This window comes from Streptomyces sp. NPDC093984, assembly GCF_044764595.1.
In the GTDB taxonomy this organism is placed as follows: domain Bacteria; phylum Actinomycetota; class Actinomycetes; order Streptomycetales; family Streptomycetaceae; genus Streptomyces; species Streptomyces cynarae.
The window spans coordinates 1-19,525 of record NZ_JBIWIM010000006.1 but is presented as its reverse complement, the minus strand read 5'-3'; the positions used below and the strand labels follow the sequence as shown (position 1 = coordinate 19,525).

Sequence of the window (19,525 nt, the reverse complement as noted above, 5' to 3'; positions counted from 1 at the left end):
GACGCCGCTACTGCTTGCGGCCCCGCTACTTCTTGCGGCGCCGCCCGCCCTTGGCCTGCTTGCGGCGCTCGGCACGGGTCAGGCCGTCCGCCTCCGAGCGGACCGGCTCACCGTCACTGGAGAAGTCGCCCTCGACGATGCCGCCCTCACCGTCCACGGTCGGCGCGGAGAAGTGCAGCCGCTCGTGGCGCTGCGGGGCCTCCAGGCCCTTGGCGCGGATCTCCGGGCGGGCCGCCTGGGCCGCCACGGCCTCCTCCTTCTCCAGGGAAGGCTGGGCGTCCTCGACGGGGACCTCCTCGACCTGCTGCTCGACCTGGACCTCCAGGTTGAACAGGTAGCCGACGGACTCCTCCTTGATGCCCTCCATCATGGCCTGGAACATGTCGAAGCCCTCGCGCTGGTACTCGACCAGCGGGTCCTTCTGCGCCATGGCGCGCAGGCCGATGCCCTCCTGGAGGTAGTCCATCTCATAGAGGTGCTCGCGCCACTTGCGGTCCAGGACCGACAGCACGACCCGGCGCTCCAGCTCACGCATGATCTCGGAGCCGAGCTGGGCCTCACGCTGCTCGTACTGCTCGTGGATGTCGTCCTTGATGGACTCGGCGATGAACTCGGCGGTCAGACCGGCACGGTCGCCGGCCGCCTCCTCCAGTTCCTCGATGGTGACCTTCACCGGGTAGAGCTGCTTGAAGGCACCCCACAGCCGGTCCAGGTCCCAGTCCTCCGGGAAGCCCTCCTCGGTCTCCGCGGCGACGTACGCGTCGATCGTGTCGTCCATGAAGTGCTGGATCTGCTCGTGCAGATCCTCGCCCTCCAGGACGCGGCGCCGCTCGCCGTAGATGACCTCGCGCTGCCGGTTGAGGACCTCGTCGTACTTGAGGACGTTCTTCCGGGTCTCGAAGTTCTGCTGCTCGACCTGGGACTGGGCGGACGCGATCGCGCGCGTGACCATCTTGTTCTCGATCGGCACGTCGTCCGGGACGTTCGCCATCGACATCACGCGCTCGACCATCTGGGCCTTGAACAGGCGCATCAGGTCGTCGCCCAGCGAGAGGTAGAACCGGGACTCGCCCGGGTCACCCTGACGGCCGGAACGACCGCGCAGCTGGTTGTCGATACGGCGGGACTCGTGGCGCTCGGTGCCGAGGACGTAGAGGCCGCCGAGGGCCTCGACCTCCTCCTTCTCGGCCTTGACCGCCTGCTCGGCCTTCTCCAGGGCGGCGGGCAGGGCCGCGGCCCACTCCTCGATGTGCTCCTCGGGGTCGAGCCCGCGCTGGCGCAGCTCGGCCTCGGCGAGGTCCTCGGGGTTGCCGCCGAGCTTGATGTCCGTACCGCGGCCGGCCATGTTCGTCGCGACCGTCACGGCGCCCTTGCGGCCGGCCTGGGCGACGATCGCCGCCTCGCGCTCGTGGTGCTTGGCGTTCAGCACCTCGTGCTGGATGCCGCGCTTGCTGAGCTGCTGCGAGAGGTACTCGGACTTCTCGACCGAGGTGGTGCCGACCAGGATCGGCTGGCCCTTCTCGTGCTTCTCGGCGATGTCGTCGACGACCGCCTCGAACTTGGCGACCTCGGTGCGGTAGATCAGGTCCGACTGGTCCTTGCGGATCATCGGCTTGTTGGTCGGGATCGGGACCACGCCGAGCTTGTAGATCTGGTGGAACTCGGCGGCCTCGGTCATCGCCGTACCGGTCATGCCGGAGAGCTTCTTGTAGAGGCGGAAGAAGTTCTGCAGGGTGATCGTGGCGAGCGTCTGGTTCTCGTCCTTGATGTCCACCCCTTCCTTCGCCTCGATCGCCTGGTGCATGCCCTCGTTGTAGCGGCGGCCGGCGAGGATACGGCCCGTGTGCTCGTCGACGATCATGACCTCGCCGTCGATGACGACGTAGTCCTTGTCGCGCTTGAAGAGCTCCTTGGCCTTGATCGCGTTGTTCAGGTAGCCCACCAGCGGGGTGTTCACCGACTCGTAGAGGTTGTCGATGCCCAGCCAGTCCTCGACCTTGGCGACGCCGGACTCGTGGATGGCGACCGTGCGCTTCTTCTCGTCGACGTCGTAGTCGCCGGTCTCCTCGATGCCCTTGAGCGGGTTGCCCGCCTCGCCCTTCTTCAGCCGCGTGACCAGCTTGGCGAAGTCGCCGTACCACTTGGTGGCCTGGTCGGCCGGGCCGGAGATGATCAGCGGCGTACGGGCCTCGTCGACCAGGATGGAGTCCACCTCGTCGACGATCGCGAAGTTGTGCCCGCGCTGGACCAGCTCGTCCTTCGACCACGCCATGTTGTCGCGGAGGTAGTCGAAGCCGAACTCGTTGTTCGTGCCGTAGGTGATGTCGCACGCGTACTGCTCGCGGCGCTCGGCCGGGGTCATGTTGGCGAGGATGCAGCCGACGGACAGGCCCAGGAACCTGTGGACGCGGCCCATCATCTCCGAGTCGCGCTCGGCCAGGTAGTCGTTGACCGTGACGATGTGGACGCCGTCTCCGGAGATGGCGTTCAGATATGCGGGGAGCGTGCCGACCAGGGTCTTGCCCTCACCGGTCTTCATCTCGGCCACATAGCCCATGTGCAGGGCGGCGCCGCCCATCATCTGCACGTCGTAGTGCCGCTGGCCGAGGACGCGCTTGGCGGCCTCGCGCACGGTGGCGAAGGCCTCGGGCAGCAGGTCGTCGAGGCTCTCGCCGTCGGCGTACCGCTGCTTGTACTCATCGGTGAGGGCCCGCAGCTCGGCGTCGGAGAGGTCGACGAAGTCCTCTTCGATGGAGTTGACCTGGTCCGCGATGCGGTGCAGCTTGCGCAGGATCTTGCCTTCGCCTGCACGCATGATCTTCGAGAGGACGGACACGGGGGTTTGTCTCCTTGCCGGTCGGGCCTGGGACGGTCGGTTAAATGACAGCTTGAGCAACGGCCATCGTAAGCGAGGACCCCGCCGCGCCGGGAGGTCTGCCACCGACAGCCACTAGGACAACGGACGGGCGTGGCGGAAGGTGCCGCGTCCGTGCCACGAAAAGTAACCGGGCAGTCACGAGGTGACGAGGCAGGCGCGGACGACGGCGTGGCGGGTGCGGACAGGGGCGCCGCGGACCGGCACCGGCGGCGACCGCGGCCCGGCATGACACGGAAAATCATGGCGACCGGGCGGGGGCCCTAGCAGAATCAAGCGATGGACCCCGTCACCCTGACCACCGAACGCCTCCTGCTGCGCACCGTGGGCCCGCAGGACACCGACGCGGTGTACGCGGCAGCCCAGGACCCCGACATCCAGCGCTGGACCACGATCCCGTCGCCGTATCTGCGCGAACACGCGGAGCTGTTCGTCGAGCAGATCGCGCCGGACGGCTGGAGGGACGCCTCCATGTTCACGTTCGGCGTCTTCCTTCCCTCCGGGGAGCTGGCGGGCATGCTCGGCCTGACGATGCGCTCGCTGGGCGTCGCCGAGGTCGGCTTCTGGGCGACGAAGGAGCACCGGGGCAACGGCTACATCACGGAGGCCACGCTCCGCGCTGCGCACTGGGCGTTCACCCACCTGTCGGTCGACCGCGTGGAGTGGCGCGCCGAGGTCGGCAACGCGGGCTCGCGGGCGGTCGCGGAGCGCGCGGGCTTCACCATCGAGGGGGTGCTGCGGTCCGCGATCAACAACAAGGGGGTGCGCCGGGACTGCTGGGTCGGCTCCCTGCTGCCCTCGGACCTGGGCCTGCCGTCGACGGCGGCGTATCTGCCGGCGCCCGCACCGGCACCGTAGGCGCGGGCTCTCGCAGCTCCTCCCGCGTTGTCAGTGCCGCCCCCTACGGTGTGACCATGCCGAGTCTTCCCCGCCCCACCATCGAACTGACCGCCGACGAAGCCCGCCGTATCGCCCTGCGGGCACAGGGCTTCCTCGGTGCTCCCGACCGCAGGGCCGGCGTGCGTGGCCTGCTGCGCCGGCTCGGCGCCGTCCAGCTCGACACCATCTCGGTCCTGGCCCGCTCGCACGAACTCATTCCGTACGCCCGCCTCGGAGCCATAGGCCGCAAGGCGGTCGACTCGGCGTACTGGACGCGTTCGTCCGACGGCCGGTCCTCGGCCGGCCCGCACGCGTTCGAGTACTGGTCGCACGCCGCCTGTGTCCTGCCCATCGAGGAGTGGCCCCACTTCGCCTTCCGCCGCCGCGCCTACCGCTCCCGCCCGCACTGGAGCCACACCCTGCCGGACGGTGCCTACGACCAGGTCATCAAGCAACTGCACACCGAGGGCCCCTTGACGGCCACGGATCTGGGCGGCGCGAAGAAGACCAGCGAGTGGTGGGACTGGTCCGGCACGAAGGTCGCGGTGGAGCGCGCGCTGATGTACGGGGAGGTGGTGTGCGTCGAGCGCCGCGGCTGGAAGCGGGTGTACGACCTGGCCGAGCGCGCCGTCCCCGAGGCCCTGCTGCACGACGAGCTGGACGACACCGAGTGCCTGCGCCGCCTCGTCTCCCTGGCCGGCCGCTCCCTGGGCGTCGGCACGCGGGCGGACATCGCGGACTACCACCGTCTCAAGGGCGAGCAGGTCGATTCCGTGATCGCGGACTCGGGCCTGGTCCCGGTGACGGTCGAGGGCTGGGGCAAGCCCGCCTGGGCGGATCCGGAGGCGCTGCGGACCCCGCCGCGCGGACGCCACCGTACGACACTGCTGTCGCCGTTCGACTCGCTGATCTGGGAGCGGGCGCGCACGGAGCGGATCTTCGGCTTCACCCACCGCCTGGAGGCGTACGTCCCCAAGCAGAAGCGGGTGTACGGCTACTTCGCGATGCCGGTCCTCGCCGGCGGCCGGCTGGTCGGCCGGGTGGACCCCGCGCGCGAGGGCCGCACGCTGGTCGCCCGGCAGGTCACGCTGGACGGTGCGAAGGCGGTCCCGTCGGTGGCCCAGGCGCTGCTGGAGGCGGCGAGCTGGGTGGACTGCACCGACGTCCGCGTGGAGCGGGTGGACGCCCCGGAACTGCGCGAGCCGCTCGTCCGGGAGCTGACCCGTGCCCTGGGCTGATCCCTGGGTTGTCCGGCCCCGCTAGCGGATCTCGAGGATCTTCTCCCGCATCGCGTAGACCACGGCCTCCATCCTGGAGTGCAGCTGCAGCTTCTCCAGGATGTTGCGCACGTGGTTCTTCACGGTGTTCTCGGAGATGAACAGCTCCTTGGCGATGTCCCGGTTGTTCATTCCGGTGGCGACGAGCTTGAGGACCTCCAGCTCCCGGTCGGTGAGCCTCGGCGCCGGGACCAGCCGGCGCTCGTCGGTCTTCTGGATCATCGACTTGAACTCGGTGAGGAGCTTCGACGCCATGGAGGGGCTGATCTGCGACTGCCCGTCGGCGACCGCGCGAATGGCGGTGGCCACCTCGTCGGTGGAGATCTCCTTGAGAAGGTAACCCGTGGCGCCCGCCTTGATCGCTTCGTAGAGATCGGCCTCTTCGTCGCTGATCGTCAGCATGATGATCTTGGCGCTGGGCGCCACCTCCTTGATGGAGGTGCATGCCTCGATGCCACCCCGCTTGGGCATCCGCACGTCCATCAGCACGATGTCCGGCAGCAGATCGGCCGCCTTGTCGACCGCTTCCGCGCCGTCCCCCGCCTCGCCGACCACCTGGATGTCCTCCTCGGCCGCCAGCACGATCTCCAGGCCGCGGCGGAAGAGAGCGTGGTCGTCCACGACGAGAACGCGGATCGGCTCCTTGCGTGCAGGGCCCGTCTCCGGGACCGTGCCGGCGACGCCGTCGTCGGCGTTCTCGTCCTGCGTCGGTCCGAAGCTGTCCGCCATGTTCCTCCCCCTGAAGGCTGTGGCCTGTGGTCCTGTGCCATCGCCAACCCAAGGCAACGACCCACCGGTTGAGCCGTTTTGGCCATGATTCCATGCCCGGGCGACAGTCAGGTGACAGAGCGCGGCGCGAAGTGGTGGCACACCGGTGCCCCTGGGGGCGCATGGGCTCACCAGGGGCACCGGGTTCAGCCATGACCCGGCGGGCTCAGCCGCGGAGCGTTCCGCCGGCGTCGGCCGCCTGCGCCTCGGCCACCATCTGGTCGGTGCTGAGGTGGATGACGCCGTAGTCGTAGGCGTGCCGCCGGTAGACGACGCTGGGTTGCTTGGTCTCGGAGTCGACGAACAGATAGAAGTCGTGCCCGACCAACTCCATTTCGTAGAGTGCCTGGTCGAGTGACATCGGAGACGCGACGTGGGTCTTCTCGCGGACGACGAGGGGGCCTTCGCCCTTCACCTCGAGCGATCCGATCTTCTTGGTCGGCACGCCGTCCGATTCTTCTTCCGGTACGAGGCCGCCGTTGCCGTTGAGCGTCGCGGCACCCGGGACGTGGTCGGGCACCTCGGCTGCCGTGAGCCTGCGGACCCCTCGGCGGGTGTGCCGCTTGTCGTGCTGCTTGCGCAGCCGGGCCTCCAGTTTCTCCGCCGCCAGGTCGAGTGCCGCGTACGGATCGCTTGCCGCTGCCTCCGCCCGGATCACCGGACCACGGGAGCGGAGGGTGATCTCCACTCGTTCACAGCGGTCGGCCTGCCGCGGGTTGGGCTCCTTGGACACCTCGACATCGAGGCTGATCACCTTGGCATCCAGCTTCTGGATCTTGTCCAGCTTCAGCTTCTCGGCCACGTGCTTCCGGAACCGCTCGGGCACTTCGGTCTTGCGGCCCTTGACGACGATGTCCACGCAGAACTCCGTTCCCGGATCGCTCCGCATTCCCGGCGGAGCATCTCCCTTGTGCACCAGGATCCGGCGAGCGCCGGAACCTCGGACTCGGTGACGTCCACCTCCTCCTCCCCCGGGGGCGAGGTCTCCACCCCACCGCTACGGGTGATTGCAGAAAACCCGCAGCACGGCATTCGGACAAGGGAGGGACGGGCTGCGCCTTTCCCTCTCAACCGAACATATCTCGCCCGGACGGATGTCGTCACCCTCTACTGCGGCGTACCTCCGTTCAGGTGAATTGACCTGCTCATTACCTGCAACGAAGCAAGTTCTCGGTCAGTTCCGGTTTGTTTCGAAAGACTCCGGCGAAGCGGCGACCACGGCCGCGCAGATCCCGTCCCGAAGGCCGTTTCCAGCGGCCGTTCCCCACGGCCCCGGCGGTCGGTGTGCCGGTGCCGTCGTCTCCTTCGCTCTTCGTTCCCCCCTTGCTTCCCCTGCCACGCGCGCATACACCTCCGTGTCCGCACTGTCGGCCTCCGCGAGAGCCGCTCGTACCGCGCGTGCCGCCTCCGTCAGCGAAGCGCCCGTCGTCATCAGGTCGTCGACGAGGACGATCCGCCCGCCGACCAGCAGCCGGGCGCTGCCGGCGGCCACCTCCAGAGCGCCCGCGAGATTGGTCAGCCGTTGCCGGGAGCCGAGCCCCGCCTGGTCGGCCACGGCCCGCCGCTGCCGCAGCACGGCCGCCACCCTGGCCGCCGTCCCGGCCCGGCGCAGCTGTCCCGCCGCCGCGAGGGCGATCCGCCGCGTCGGATCATGCCCTCGCGCCCGCACGGCGCGCCGCGCGGAGGGGACGGGCACGAGCAGCACGGGCGCCGGACCGCCACCGGCGCGGGAGGCCACCGAGCCGCAGCAGGCCCGCACCGCCCCCGCCAGCGCCGTCCCCAGCGGTCCCGCGAGGGTGAGAGCGCCCCGTTCCTTGTGGGACAGGAGCATGGCGCGGACCGCGCCCTCGTACGGCGCCGCCGCGTGCACCGGGGGCAGGCCCGCCGGCTCCGGCACCGGTCGCACCCGGCGTGGCGCGGTGCCGTGGAGGGCCGCACGGCACTCCGGGCAGAGCGCCGTGCGCGGCCTGCCACAGCCTCCGCACTCGGCCGGCAGTACCAGGTCGGTGAGGTCCTGCCACCACCCCCGCATGGCGACTACTGTGCCAACGCCCGCACCGGCCTGCCACCCCTGTGGAAAACTCCCTGTGGACAACCGGGCGGCGGCCGTCGAACCACCGGTTAAGAGCCCTGCTCGGGGCGCGCGGCGTCACCCGGGGTATACCGGCGCCGTCCCCTCCTTGACCACCTTCTGCCACTGAGCCCCCGACGACAGGCGGACGATCCCGTCCTCCGAGTACGCCACCAGCGGCAGCCGCTCGTCCTCGGACGCCGCTATCTGCTTTACGCCCGTCAGCGAGGCGGGCGGGTAGCCCGCCGGCGTCGAGCCGTCGACCTGCACGTACCGGATCTGCTGCACCCCGCCGGCCTCGCTGCCGACCACCACGAGCCGGCTGTCACCGGCCCACGACATGGCCGTGACCTCCTCCAGCTGCGGAGTCACCGAGTGCAGTTCCAGGATGGACACGGCAGGCTGTCCGCCCCTCCCGCCGTCCCGCTCGATGCGCCCGATCTGCAGGGACGTCTTGCGGTCCTTCTCCACGATCAGCGCGATCCGCACACCGTCGGCCGCCACCCGCACCGCGTCGATCCGCCCGTCGAGGCCCGGTGTGCGCACCTCCACCGGCGTGCCCGCGCCCTGCTGCAGCATCAGCAGCCGAGGCCGCTTCGGGTCACGGTCGGCCACCCACAGGCCGCCTCCACCGTCCCAGCTGGGAGTCGTCAGCCGGTCGTCCTTCGACGCACCGCCACTGGTCAGCACCGCGTTCCCCAGCGGGGCGCCCGATGTCAGCGAGCCCACGTACAGGTACTGCCCGTCGGCCGAGACGCCGGCAGCGGTGTCCTCGTCCCGCGAGACGGCGGCCGCGCGCAGCGGCTTCTCTCCCTCACCCAACGGGCCCGGCACCGGCTCGGGCTGCTTGGAGCCGCTGCCGCTGGGCAGGCGGACCAGCCGCTGCCTGCCGTCGATGAAGTACTCGTACTCGGGTCGCCGGCCCGTGCCGTGCGAGGCGATGACCTCGGCCCGGTCCTCGTTGAGCGCGCACAGCTTCGTGCCCTTCGACCCGCGCAGCTCCACCTGGCTCACGCCCGTGGGCGTCAGGTCCTGCAGTGTGAACAGCAGCTGCGCCGCCATCCTGTCGCACTGCGTCGCCCCGACCCGGTCGGCCTTGTCGTTGAGCGGCACCGTCAGCTTGTTCTGGTCGTCGGGCGACAGGGAGGTGACGTCCTTCCGCAGTGCCGTGCCCGAGGGGAAGCTCGAGGTCGCCACGGGGTCCAGCCAGCGTGTGGGGCCCTTCAGCAGCGCGCGGACCGTCGAGGTCACCGGGTCCACCTTGCTGCGCACGTACACCGGGTCCGCGACGGTACTCAGCTGTCCGCCCTCCCCCGCGGGCACGTTCGCGGCGTAGTAGTACTTGTTGACCGACACGTAGTTGCGCTGGAAGTCGGACCTGCCCATCACCACGCCCTGCGGCAGCGCGTCGATGCGCCACTGTTCGGTCTTCTTCACCAGCGTCAGGTGCACGGTGGCGCCGTACGTCCCCGAGTCCGGCGTGTAGGCGTGCTGCTCGTCCACCATCGCGAGCTTGGTGCCGGTCAGCGCGTACGCGTAGTCGTCGCCCGCCTCCCGGCTCCGGGTGTGCTCGGGCACCGTGTTCGGCCCGTCGGAGAGCACCGTGGTGGACGCGTCGGGGTTCCATCCCCGCGAAGCGGCGGCCGTCAGGTACTTGCGTGCCGTCTCGTACTGCGGGTCGTCGCTGGTCAGCGCCTCGAGGAAGCCTTGCACGATCTCCGCGGGCCCGGCGTTCTCACGCGGGGGCATCGCGAAGACGCGGACCTGCGCGTCCTGCCGGGGCGTCGACTCGACCCCCCGCAGATCCCCGCTGTCCGGCATCGAGGCGCACCCGGCCAGCAGTACGGCACCACAGCCGGCGAACACCCCCTTGAGCAGCGCACGCCGTCGGCCGCCCCCCTCAGCGCCCACGAAACGCCTCCCCTTGCTCACGCTCGTCGGGTCCGCCGCCACCCCTCGGCGGCTCCTGTGCTCTGTCGTCCGGGCGTCGCGCGCTCTCGGCGGGCCGCGGCACCACGCGCGCCCCGTTGCCGGGCATCGCCGTCGGGTCCGCGGTCGGCGCCACGGTCAGCCGCGGCGCGATCGGGTCACGTCCGGCCGCCTTCTCGCCGGTCGACTGCGCCGGCACCGTGGCGCGCTTGCCGGAGTCTCCCTGCGGCAGTCCGGCGTCGCTGAGCCCGCGGTTGCGCCGTGAGTCCAGCGGCTCCAGGGGTATCGGGGAGCCCCGCAGCGGCTCGTCCGCGGTCCGCGGCAGCGTCAGCCGGAACTGCGAACCCCCTCCCGGCTCGCCCCACGCCTGCAGCCAGCCGCCGTGCAGCCGCGCGTCCTCCAGGGCGATGGACAGCCCCAGACCCGTACCGCCGGTGGTACGCGCGCGTGCCGGGTCCGCCCGCCAGAAGCGGCTGAACACCCGGGTCGCCTCTCCGGGCTTGAGCCCCACACCGTAGTCGCGCACCGCGATCGCTACCGCGCCGCCCGCCGCGGCGAGCTTGACGATGACGTCCTTGCCCTCGCCGTGCTCGACCGCGTTCACGACCAGGTTGCGCAGCACTCGCTCGACACGCCGGGCGTCCGCCTCGGCCACGACGGGCTGCTGGTCGCCGACGACCCGGATCTGCGTGCCCTTGCGCTCGGCGAGCGGCTCGGCCCCGCTCACCACCCGGCGCACGACGTCCCGCAGATCGATCGGCTCGGCCTCCAGCGCCGCCGCACCCGCGTCGAACCGGCTGATCTCGAGCAGGTCCGCGAGCAGCGACTCGAACCGGTCCAGCTGGTCGGCGAGCAGTTCCGCCGACCGCGCGGTCACCGGGTCGAAGTCGACGCGCGCCTCATGGATGACGTCGGCCGCCATCCGCACGGTCGTCAGCGGCGTCCTCAGCTCGTGCGACACGTCCGAGACGAACCGCCGCTGCATCCGCGACAGGTCCTCCAGCTGCTGGATCTTCAGCTGCAGGTTCTGCGCCATCTTGTTGAAGGCCTCACCCAGGCGCGCGATGTCGTCCTCGCCGGTGACCTTCATCCGCTCCTGCAGGCGCCCGGCGGACAGCCGTTCGGCGATGCCCGCGGCCATCCGTACGGGAGTGACGACCTGGCGCACCACGAGCCAGGCGATGGCGCCGAGCAGTACGACGACGAAGAGCCCCGCGGTGGCGAGCGTCCCCTTGACCAGGCTGAGGGACTTCTCCTCCTGGGTGAGCGGGAAGAGGTAGTACAGCTGGTACGGGTCGCCGTTCGGGTCGTTGATCTGCTTGCCGATGATCAGCGCGGGCTGGGTGGCCCGGTCGCTGTCGGTGTAGACGATGCGGGTGTAGCTCTGGGCCACGCCCATGCCGGCGTCGACGCGCTTGCGGAGATCCTCCGGCACGCTCTGGCTCGGATCCACCCCGCCCGACGCGCGCGGACCGAGGCCGCGGTTGTCGTTGTCCGCGGCGGTGGTGCTGAGCGTCACCACGTCGAAGGCACCCTGACCACCACTGGACAGGGACTCGACGAGATCGCTCATCCACCCGCTGACGTTCTGCACCGGGTTGTTGCCCGTGCCGGAGTTGTCGTTGCCGTCGCTCGCGCTGGCCGCGCTGTCGGCCCTCTGCCCGGCGACGGTGAACCCGCCGACGGCCTGGCTCTGCGACGCCTTCACCTTGGCGTCCAACAGACCGTTGCGGACCTGCCCGATGACGACGAAGCCCAGCAGCAGCACCACGCCGAGCGACATCAGCAAGGTCGTGACGACGATCCGAAGCTGGATGTTGCGCCGCCACAGCCGCATCATCGGCAGCAGCGGGCGGCGCACCCAGCGCATGACGAGCCGGAGGACCGGGCTGCCGTGGACTCCGCCCTGAAGCAGCCCGCCCTCGAAGAACCGTTCCCACCCCGAGCGCGTCGTCCGCCGACCGACAGGCCGCCCCGGATGGGCTCCGGGCCGGCCGGGCGCCGGAGCGGCACTGTCCTGGGCCATGGTCAGCTCGGCCCGGCCTTGTAGCCGACGCCACGGACGGTCACCACGATCTCCGGCTTCTCCGGGTCCTTCTCGACCTTCGAGCGCAGCCGCTGGACGTGCACGTTCACCAGGCGGGTGTCCGCCGCGTGGCGGTAGCCCCACACCTGCTCCAGCAGGACCTCGCGGGTGAACACCTGCCACGGCTTGCGCGCCAGCGCCACCAGCAGGTCGAACTCCAGCGGGGTCAGCGCGATCGACTGCCCGTCGCGCTTCACCGAGTGACCCGCCACGTCGATGACGAGGTCACCGATGGCGAGCTGCTCCGGCGCAGGCTCCTCCGACCTGCGAAGCCGCGCCCGGATCCGCGCCACCAGCTCCTTCGGCTTGAAGGGCTTCACGATGTAGTCGTCCGCGCCGGACTCGAGGCCCACCACCACGTCCACGGTGTCGCTCTTGGCGGTGAGCATCACGATCGGCACACCGGACTCCGCCCTGATCAGACGGCACACCTCGATGCCGTCCCGACCCGGCAGCATCAGGTCGAGCAGCACCAGGTCGGGCTTGGTCTCACGGAAGGCGGCCAGCGCCTTGTCACCGTCGGCTACGAAAGACGGCTCAAAACCTTCACCACGCAGCACGATGCCGAGCATCTCGGCCAGTGCGGTGTCGTCGTCGACGACAAGGACTCGTCCCTTCATGGACCACATCATCCCATTAACTAAATCGTTACCTGGCGTGACCTGTCACACAGCGCAGCGAGTGAATCGGCCGTCACAGGCGACGCGACGCCCTCCTCGGTGACGATCGCCGTCACCAGCTCCGGAGGCGTCACGTCGAACGCCGGGTTGTACGCCTGGGTCCCGAGGGGTGCCACAGGTATCCCGCCTCCCGCTTCCGCTCCAGCCACCTGCACCTGAGGTGCGGTGAACTCCGTCACCTCGTGCCCGGGCCGCTGCTCCACCTCGATGGACGCCCCGTCCGGTGTCTCCGGATCCACCGTCGTCACCGGCGCCACCACGATGAACGGCACGTGGTGGTACCGGGCCAGCACAGCGAGCGGGTAGCTCCCCACCTTGTTCGCGACCGAGCCGTCGGCCGCGATCCGGTCCGCCCCGATGAGCACCGCGTCCACCTCGCCCGCGGCGAACAGCGAGCCCGCCGCATTGTCCGTGAGCAAGGTGTACGCCATCCCGTTGCGGGCCGCCTCGTACGCCGTCAGTCGAGCACCTTGCAGCAACGGACGCGTCTCGTCCACCCACAGCCTGCGCAGCCGCCCCGTCCGGTGTGCGGCCAGCGCCACCGCGAAGGCCGTGCCCTCCCCACCGGACACCAGCGCACCCGTGTTGCAGTGCGTGAGCAGGCGGTGCCCACCGCCCGGGAGCAGCTCGTCCAGCAGCTCCAGGCCGTGCCGCGCCATCCGCGCGCTGGCCTCGGCGTCCTCACGGTGCAGCGTCCGCGCCGCGGCGAGCGCCGCCTCGGCGGCCTGCCGCAGGTCACCGCCGTCGGCGAGCGCGGCCCGGTACGCGGCCTGGGCCCTGCGCACACCGACGGCGAGGTTCACCGCGGTGGGCCGGGCGCCCGCGAGCGCGGCGGCGGCCTCCTCCACGTCGAAACCACGCGCGGCGGCGAGCGCGACACCGTACGCCCCGGCGATCCCGAGCAGCGGTGCCCCGCGCACGGCGAGCGTACGGATCGCGTCCACGAGCGCGGGCGCGTCCGTGCACACGAGCTCCACCTCCTCGGCCGGCAGCCTTCTCTGGTCGAGAAGCGCCAGAACCGGGCCTTCGGGCGGCTCGTCCCAGCGGATCGCCGGTATCGCAGCCGCCCCGTTTTCCTCGCCGGATCGCGCGTACTGATCAGCCATGCGGTCAGTCTGCCCCGTACACCGCCGACTATTGAAGGCATGCTGCACGCACCACCCCCGGTTCCCCGGCGGACACAGCGTGGCACGATGGCTGCCAACCCGCCGCCGCGACCGCGGACGGGCACCGTGAAGGAGCGACGATGAACGACACTCCGGGCTGGGCCTCGCCCGGATCTTCCCCCTCCGACGGGCGGCAGCCGGACGCCTCCGGCGCGCGGACCCCGGAGCAGCCCTCGGACCAGAGCGGTACCGATCAGCCGCAGCCGTCGGGCAAGTGGTCCAAGGCGCAGCCCCCGCCCGGACAGTGGACCGCTCCTCAGCCTCAAGGCCCCGGCCAGGCCCCGCCACCGCCTCCGCCCGGCCCGGGCTGGGGCGCCCGCCCTCCCGCCGCTCCCGGCGGCCACGCAGGGCCCGGCGGCGGCTGGGGCGCCCCCCAACAGGGGTTCGGCGGCTACGGAGGCTGGGGCGGTGCCTGGGGTCCGCCGCCCGCGGCCAAGCCCGGTGTCATCCCGCTGCGCCCGCTCGGCGTCGGCGAGATCCTCGACGGCGCGGTCTCCGCCATGCGCACCTACTGGCGCACGGTCCTCGGCATCTCGCTGACCGTCGCGGTCGTCACGGAGACCGTCGTCATCCTGCTCCAGGGCCTCGTCCTGAACAACACCACCGACACGAACACCCTCAACGACCCGAGCGCCTCCACGACCGAGGTGAGCCGCGCCCTGGGCGACGCGCTGCTGGGATCCGCCGTGGTCCTGCTGCTGGTGCTGCTCGGCACCATCATCGCCACGGCCCTGCTCACGACCGTCACTAGCAGGGCGGTGCTCGGCAGGCCGGTGACCGCCGCCGAGGCCTGGCGCGACGCCCGCCCGCAGCTCGCCCGGCTCGGCGGACTCACGATCCTGCTGCCGCTCATGGGCATGGCGATCGTCGCCGTGGGCACGCTGCCCGGCATCCTCATCGTCTGGTCCGGGTCCACCGCGGCGGGCGTGTCGCTGGCGGTCCTCGGCGGCCTCGGCGCCGGTGTGGTCGCTCTGTGGATCCTGATCCGTTTCTCGCTCGCCTCCCCCGCGCTGATGCTGGAGAAGCAGAGCATCCGCAAGGCGATGAGCCGCTCCGTGAAGCTGGTGCGCGGCTCGTGGTGGCGGGTCTTCGGCATCCAGTTGCTCGCGCAGCTCATCGCGGGCATCGTGGCGTCGATCGTCGTCATCCCCTTCGCCTTGCTCGCCGGGGTGTTCAGCGGCGACGGCCTCGGCAGCCTCATGGGCGGCTCCACCGGCAGCCCCGGCTGGACGTTCCTCATCATCAGCGGGATCGGCTCGGTGATCGGACGCATGATCACGTTCCCGATCACCGCGGGCGTCACCGTGCTGCTCTACATCGACCAGCGCATCCGCCGCGAGGCCCTCGACCTCGAGCTGGCCCGCGCCGCCGGCCTGCAGGGCTACACCTCCGACGTCCCCGGCACCACCGCGGGGAGCTGACGGGGTGAGACTGACGGGGGGAGCACTGAGAGCCGCATCGGTGCTGTGGCGCTCGGGCGACGGACCACCGGTGACGATCCCGCGCGACCCCGCGCGTGAGGCGGCCCGGCGCGAGCTGTCCAAACGGATGTACCACGAGAACGACCCGGGCCTGCTGCAGCGCGCCCTGAACGCCTTCTGGGACTGGCTGGACCGGCTCTTCGCCGAGGCCTCCACCGCGACGCCCGGGGGCCCCGTCGGCCTCCTCGTCATCGTGGTGGCGGTCCTGGCGCTCGTCGCGGCCCTGTGGTGGCGCCTGGGCACGCCGCGCCGCATGCCCACCTCGTCCGCCACGCTCTTCGACGACCGCCCCCGCAGCGCCGCCGAACACCGCGCGTCCGCCGAGGCGCACGCCGCCCAGGGCCACTGGAACCAGGCCGTCCAGGAACGCATGCGCGCCGTCGTCCGCTCCCTGGAGGAACGCGCCCTCCTCGACACCCGCCCAGGGCGCACCGCCGACGAGGCGGCATCCGAGGCCGGCCGCGCCCTCCCCGACCACGCGGACCGGCTGCGCGCCGCCGCCCGCGACTTCGACGACGTCACATACGGCGGCCGGGCCGCGGGCGAAGGAACGTACCGCCGGCTCGCCGCCCTCGACGACGACCTGGAACGCGCCAAGCCCCACCTCACCAGCAACGCCCCCAGCGCGGCCCACAACGCCCGCCAGGGAGCCACCGGATGACCGCCGAGGCCGCAGTCGCATCCACGTCGGCCTCGCCCACCGCGCGCCAGGTGTGGACCCGGGCACGCGGTGTGCTCCTCGCCGTCGTCATCCTGCTGGCCGGTGCCCTCGTGATCGCCCTGATCCGATCCGGAGACCGGCACGGCCGCCTCGACCCGCGCTCCGCCGACCCCTCCGGCAGCCACGCCGTCGCCCGGCTCCTCGCCGACCGGGGCGTGTCCACGCGCGTGGTCACCACCCTCGACGAGGCGCGCGCCGCAGTCGGCACCGACACCACGCTCCTGGTCGCCGCGCCCGAGCAGTTGACGCACCGTCAACAGAGCCTGCTGCACCAGGCGACACAGAACTCCGGCGGCCGTACCATCCTCGTCGCTCCGGAGACGTCCACCGGCACGCTGGCTCCCGGCGTCTCCGCCGACCCCGCCGTCAGCTTCGAATCGACACTGGCGCCGGCCTGCGACCTGCCCGACGCCCGGCGAGCGGGCGCCGCCGACACGGGCGGGGTCCGCTACCGCACGAGCGACGCCCGCGCGGAGCGCTGCTACCCCAGCGAGGGCCTGCCCACCCTGGTGCGCATCCCGGCCGGATCCGGGGCCGGCGACACCGTCGTCCTCGGCGCGCCCGACATCCTCTGCAACAACCGTCTCGGCGAACAGGGCAACGCCTCGCTCGCCCTGCAACTGCTCGGTTCCCGCTCCCACTTGGTCTGGTACCTCCCCTCGCTCTCCGATGCCTCGGCCACCGACTCGGGCGGCCAGAGCTTCCTCGACCTGCTCCCCTCGGGCTGGCTGTGGGGCACGCTCCAGCTCTTCATCGCCGCAGCCCTGGCCGCCCTGTGGCGGGCACGCCGATTCGGCCCGCTCGTCCCCGAAAAACTCCCCGTCGCGATCCGCGCCTCCGAAACCGTCGAAGGCCGCGCCCGCCTCTACCGGAAAGCAGACGCCCGCGACCGCGCGGCCGCCGCTCTGCGCTCCACCACCCGCACCCGTCTCGCCCCCCTCGTAGGCATCCCCCTGGCCCAGGCGCACGCGCCCGAGGCCCTGCTCCCCGCGCTGTCCGCCCATCTGCACGGCGACGGACAGTCCCTGCACTCCCTCCTCTTCGGCCCGCCGCCCGGCGACGACGCGGCCCTGATCGCCCTCGCCGACCAACTCGACGCCCTCGAAAGAGAGGTACGCCGTCCATGATGGACCCGACCACTGACAACGCCGGGATCGCCGGGGATCCGGGCGCGGCCCGCGCCTCCCTGGAGGCTCTGCGCGCCGAGATCGCCAAGGCCGTGGTCGGCCAGGACCCCGCCGTGACCGGCCTCGTCGTCGCCCTGCTGTGCCGTGGACACGTCCTGCTGGAAGGGGTCCCCGGCGTCGCCAAGACACTGCTGGTCCGCGCGCTCGCCTCAGCCCTCGAACTCGACACCAAGCGCGTGCAGTTCACACCGGACCTGATGCCGAGCGACGTCACGGGCTCTCTCGTCTACGACGCCCGCACCGCCGAGTTCTCCTTCCAGCCAGGTCCGGTCTTCACCAACCTCCTCCTCGCGGACGAGATCAACCGCACCCCGCCCAAGACCCAGTCGTCCCTCCTCGAAGCCATGGAGGAGCGCCAGGTCACGGTCGACGGCACCCCGCGCCCGCTCCCCGAGCCGTTCCTGGTCGCCGCGACGCAGAACCCGGTCGAGTACGAGGGGACGTACCCCCTTCCCGAGGCCCAACTGGACCGCTTCCTGCTCAAGCTGACGATCCCTCTGCCTTCCCGCCAGGACGAGATCGACGTCCTCACCCGTCACGCCGCGGGCTTCAACCCGCGCGACCTGCGCGCCGCCGGCGTACGCCCCGTGGCGAACGCCGAGGACCTCGAGGCCGCACGTGCGGCCGTCGCCAAGACAACCGTCTCTCCCGAGATCACCGCCTACGTCGTGGACATCTGCCGGGCCACCCGCGAATCCCCGTCCCTCACGCTCGGCGTGTCACCGCGCGGTGCCACGGCCCTGCTCGCCACGGCACGGGCATGGGCCTGGCTGACGGGCCGTGACTACGTCATCCCGGACGACGTGAAGGCACTCGCCCTTCCGACACTCCGTCATCGGGTCCAGCTCCGGCCCGAGGCGGAGATGGAGGGAGTGACCACCGACTCGGTCATCAACGCGATCCTCGCCCACGTCCCCGTTCCCCGCTGATGGCACTCACCGGACGCGCCGCGCTCCTCGCGGCACTCGGCACCCTCCCGGTCGGCATCTGGGACCCTGGCTGGACAGGCATCCTCGCCGTCAACGGCTCCCTCGCACTGGCGTGCGCCTGCGACTTCGCGCTGGCCGCACCGGTACGCCGGCTGGGCCTGGCCCGCTCCGGCGATGCCTCCGTACGCCTGGGCGAAACGGCCGACGTGACGCTCACGGTCACCAACCCGTCAGGACGGCCGCTGCGCGCCCACGTACGCGACGCCTGGCCGCCCAGCAGCTGGCAGGCCGGAACCGAAGTGGCCGCCTCCCGCCACACCCTGACGGTCCCTCCGGGCGAGCGCCGCCGTGTGACGACCCGTCTGAGGCCCACGCGCCGAGGCGACCGCCAAGCCGACCGCGTCACGATCCGTTCGTACGGGCCACTCGGCCTCTTCTCCCGTCAAGGCACTCACAAAGTCCCCTGGACGGTCCGGGTTCTGCCTCCCTTCACCAGCCGCAAGCACCTTCCCGCCAAACTGGCCCGCCTGCGGGAACTCGACGGCCGCACCAGCGTGCTGACGCGCGGCGAGGGCACAGAGTTCGACAGCCTGCGCGAATACGTCCCCGGGGACGACACCCGCTCCATCGACTGGCGCGCCACGGCACGGCAGAACTCGGTCGCGGTGCGCACATGGCGGCCCGAACGCGACCGTCACATCCTGCTGGTCCTGGACACGGGCCGTACGTCCGCCGGTCGGGTCGGCGACGCACCACGCCTGGACGCCTCCATGGACGCGGCGCTGCTGCTGGGCGCGCTGGCTGCCCGTGCAGGAGACCGCGTGGATCTGCTCGCCTACGACCGCCGGGTACGCGCTAGCGTCCAGGGCCGTGCCGCCGGCGATGTCCTGCCGTCGCTGGTCAACGCCATGGCGACGCTGGAGCCGGAACTCGTGGAAACGGACGCACGTGGTCTTACGGCCACGGCACTACGGACGGCACCCCGGCGTTCGTTGATCGTCCTGCTGACCACACTGGACACGGCCCCCATCGAGGAGGGACTCCTTCCGGTACTGCCCCAGCTCACTCAACGCCATACGGTGCTGCTGGCGTCGGTGGCCGATCCGCACATCGCCCGCATGGCGACGGCGCGGGGTAGCACGGAGGCGGTGTACGAGGCCGCTGCGGCGGCCCAGGCCCATTCGGAACGGACACGCATGGCCGAGCAGCTGCGACGTCACGGGGTGACGGTCGTCGACGCGACGCCGGAGGATCTGGCGCCGGCGTTGGCGGACGCGTATTTGGCGCTGAAGGCGGCGGGGCGGCTCTGAAACCAAGAAGGGGCGTGAGGCCGCGGTCTTCCACGCCCCCTCCGCACCCCGCTCTTTGGTGTTCGGCCTTTAACGCAGAAAACCCCCGTGCTGAATAGCACGGGGGTTTTCTCAAAAATTGTTCGGCGGTGTCCTACTCTCCCACAGGGTCCCCCCTGCAGTACCA

Annotated in this window: 15 protein-coding genes; 7 read left to right on the top strand and 8 right to left on the bottom strand. The window is 71.1% G+C overall.

Annotated elements, in window-relative coordinates; all coding sequences use genetic code 11:
• Positions 1-25 precede the first annotated feature (25 nt).
• Positions 26-2,836: a preprotein translocase subunit SecA gene (gene secA / locus ACIRC0_RS22055; protein ID WP_403617982.1), complete on the bottom strand. Its 2,811-nt coding sequence runs from the start codon at positions 2,834-2,836 to the stop codon at positions 26-28.
• 318 nt (positions 2,837-3,154) lie between these two features.
• Here secA and ACIRC0_RS22050 point away from each other — a divergent pair, with 318 nt between their 5' ends.
• Positions 3,155-3,733: a GNAT family N-acetyltransferase gene (locus tag ACIRC0_RS22050; RefSeq protein ID WP_403617979.1), complete on the top strand. Its 579-nt coding sequence runs from the start codon at positions 3,155-3,157 to the stop codon at positions 3,731-3,733.
• Between the two features lie 56 nt (positions 3,734-3,789).
• Positions 3,790-4,992, top strand: coding sequence for a winged helix-turn-helix domain-containing protein (locus ACIRC0_RS22045; RefSeq protein WP_403617977.1), 1,203 nt, complete (start codon positions 3,790-3,792; stop codon positions 4,990-4,992).
• A gap of 21 nt (positions 4,993-5,013) precedes the next feature.
• Here ACIRC0_RS22045 and ACIRC0_RS22040 read toward each other — a convergent pair whose 3' ends face one another.
• The 7 genes from ACIRC0_RS22040 to mtnA all read right to left on the bottom strand — a co-directional run bounded on the left by ACIRC0_RS22040 (position 5,014) and on the right by mtnA (position 13,671).
• Positions 5,014-5,760: a response regulator transcription factor gene (locus ACIRC0_RS22040; protein WP_263230247.1), complete on the bottom strand. Its 747-nt coding sequence runs from the start codon at positions 5,758-5,760 to the stop codon at positions 5,014-5,016.
• 205 nt (positions 5,761-5,965) lie between these two features.
• A complete protein-coding gene (gene hpf, locus ACIRC0_RS22035; protein WP_403617974.1) occupies positions 5,966-6,658 on the bottom strand; it encodes a ribosome hibernation-promoting factor, HPF/YfiA family in 693 nt (230 codons plus the stop codon).
• A 315-nt stretch (positions 6,659-6,973) separates the two neighbouring features.
• Positions 6,974-7,831 carry a ComF family protein gene (locus ACIRC0_RS22030; protein WP_403617971.1) on the bottom strand — a complete coding sequence of 286 codons (858 nt, stop codon included), beginning with the start codon at positions 7,829-7,831 and terminating at the stop codon, positions 6,974-6,976.
• A 117-nt stretch (positions 7,832-7,948) separates the two neighbouring features.
• Positions 7,949-9,781, bottom strand: coding sequence for an LpqB family beta-propeller domain-containing protein (locus tag ACIRC0_RS22025; RefSeq protein WP_403617968.1), 1,833 nt, complete (start codon positions 9,779-9,781; stop codon positions 7,949-7,951).
• Positions 9,771-11,825, bottom strand: a complete 2,055-nt coding sequence (gene mtrB, locus ACIRC0_RS22020; RefSeq protein ID WP_403617965.1) for an MtrAB system histidine kinase MtrB — start codon at positions 11,823-11,825, stop codon at positions 9,771-9,773. The genes ACIRC0_RS22025 and mtrB overlap by 11 nt, the downstream gene beginning before the upstream one ends.
• A 2-nt stretch (positions 11,826-11,827) precedes the next feature.
• Positions 11,828-12,517, bottom strand: coding sequence for a two-component system response regulator MtrA (mtrA, locus tag ACIRC0_RS22015; protein ID WP_200417736.1), 690 nt, complete (start codon positions 12,515-12,517; stop codon positions 11,828-11,830).
• Positions 12,518-12,525: 8 nt separating this feature from the next.
• Entirely contained in the window at positions 12,526-13,671 is a 1,146-nt protein-coding gene (mtnA, locus tag ACIRC0_RS22010; RefSeq protein WP_403617961.1) for an S-methyl-5-thioribose-1-phosphate isomerase, read from the bottom strand.
• Positions 13,672-13,811: 140 nt separating this feature from the next.
• Here mtnA and ACIRC0_RS22005 point away from each other — a divergent pair, with 140 nt between their 5' ends.
• From ACIRC0_RS22005 to ACIRC0_RS21985, 5 genes are read left to right on the top strand one after another with little or no spacing between them, the layout of a single operon-like run.
• Positions 13,812-15,152, top strand: coding sequence for a glycerophosphoryl diester phosphodiesterase membrane domain-containing protein (locus ACIRC0_RS22005; protein WP_403617958.1), 1,341 nt, complete (start codon positions 13,812-13,814; stop codon positions 15,150-15,152).
• A gap of 4 nt (positions 15,153-15,156) precedes the next feature.
• Positions 15,157-15,873, top strand: coding sequence for a DUF4129 domain-containing protein (locus tag ACIRC0_RS22000; protein ID WP_403617956.1), 717 nt, complete (start codon positions 15,157-15,159; stop codon positions 15,871-15,873).
• Positions 15,870-17,060, top strand: coding sequence for a DUF4350 domain-containing protein (locus ACIRC0_RS21995; protein WP_403617953.1), 1,191 nt, complete (start codon positions 15,870-15,872; stop codon positions 17,058-17,060). The genes ACIRC0_RS22000 and ACIRC0_RS21995 overlap by 4 nt, the downstream gene beginning before the upstream one ends.
• Positions 17,060-18,049: an AAA family ATPase gene (locus ACIRC0_RS21990; RefSeq protein ID WP_403619040.1), complete on the top strand. Its 990-nt coding sequence runs from the start codon at positions 17,060-17,062 to the stop codon at positions 18,047-18,049. Before ACIRC0_RS21995 ends, ACIRC0_RS21990 begins: the two co-directional genes overlap by 1 nt.
• Positions 18,049-19,359, top strand: coding sequence for a DUF58 domain-containing protein (locus tag ACIRC0_RS21985; protein WP_403617950.1), 1,311 nt, complete (start codon positions 18,049-18,051; stop codon positions 19,357-19,359). The genes ACIRC0_RS21990 and ACIRC0_RS21985 overlap by 1 nt, the downstream gene beginning before the upstream one ends.
• The last annotated feature ends 166 nt before the right edge of the window (positions 19,360-19,525 follow it).

Coding starts and splice junctions, on each gene's coding strand:
- ACIRC0_RS22050 (WP_403617979.1), top strand. CDS start 3,155: ATGGACCCCGTCACCCTGACCACCGAACGCCTCCTGCTGCGCACCGTG.
- ACIRC0_RS22045 (WP_403617977.1), top strand. CDS start 3,790: ATGCCGAGTCTTCCCCGCCCCACCATCGAACTGACCGCCGACGAAGCC.
- ACIRC0_RS22040 (WP_263230247.1), bottom strand. CDS start 5,760: ATGGCGGACAGCTTCGGACCGACGCAGGACGAGAACGCCGACGACGGC.
- ACIRC0_RS22030 (WP_403617971.1), bottom strand. CDS start 7,831: ATGCGGGGGTGGTGGCAGGACCTCACCGACCTGGTACTGCCGGCCGAG.
- mtrB (WP_403617965.1), bottom strand. CDS start 11,825: ATGGCCCAGGACAGTGCCGCTCCGGCGCCCGGCCGGCCCGGAGCCCAT.
- mtrA (WP_200417736.1), bottom strand. CDS start 12,517: ATGATGTGGTCCATGAAGGGACGAGTCCTTGTCGTCGACGACGACACC.
- mtnA (WP_403617961.1), bottom strand. CDS start 13,671: ATGGCTGATCAGTACGCGCGATCCGGCGAGGAAAACGGGGCGGCTGCG.
- ACIRC0_RS22005 (WP_403617958.1), top strand. CDS start 13,812: ATGAACGACACTCCGGGCTGGGCCTCGCCCGGATCTTCCCCCTCCGAC.
- ACIRC0_RS21995 (WP_403617953.1), top strand. CDS start 15,870: ATGACCGCCGAGGCCGCAGTCGCATCCACGTCGGCCTCGCCCACCGCG.
- ACIRC0_RS21990 (WP_403619040.1), top strand. CDS start 17,060: ATGGACCCGACCACTGACAACGCCGGGATCGCCGGGGATCCGGGCGCG.
- ACIRC0_RS21985 (WP_403617950.1), top strand. CDS start 18,049: ATGGCACTCACCGGACGCGCCGCGCTCCTCGCGGCACTCGGCACCCTC.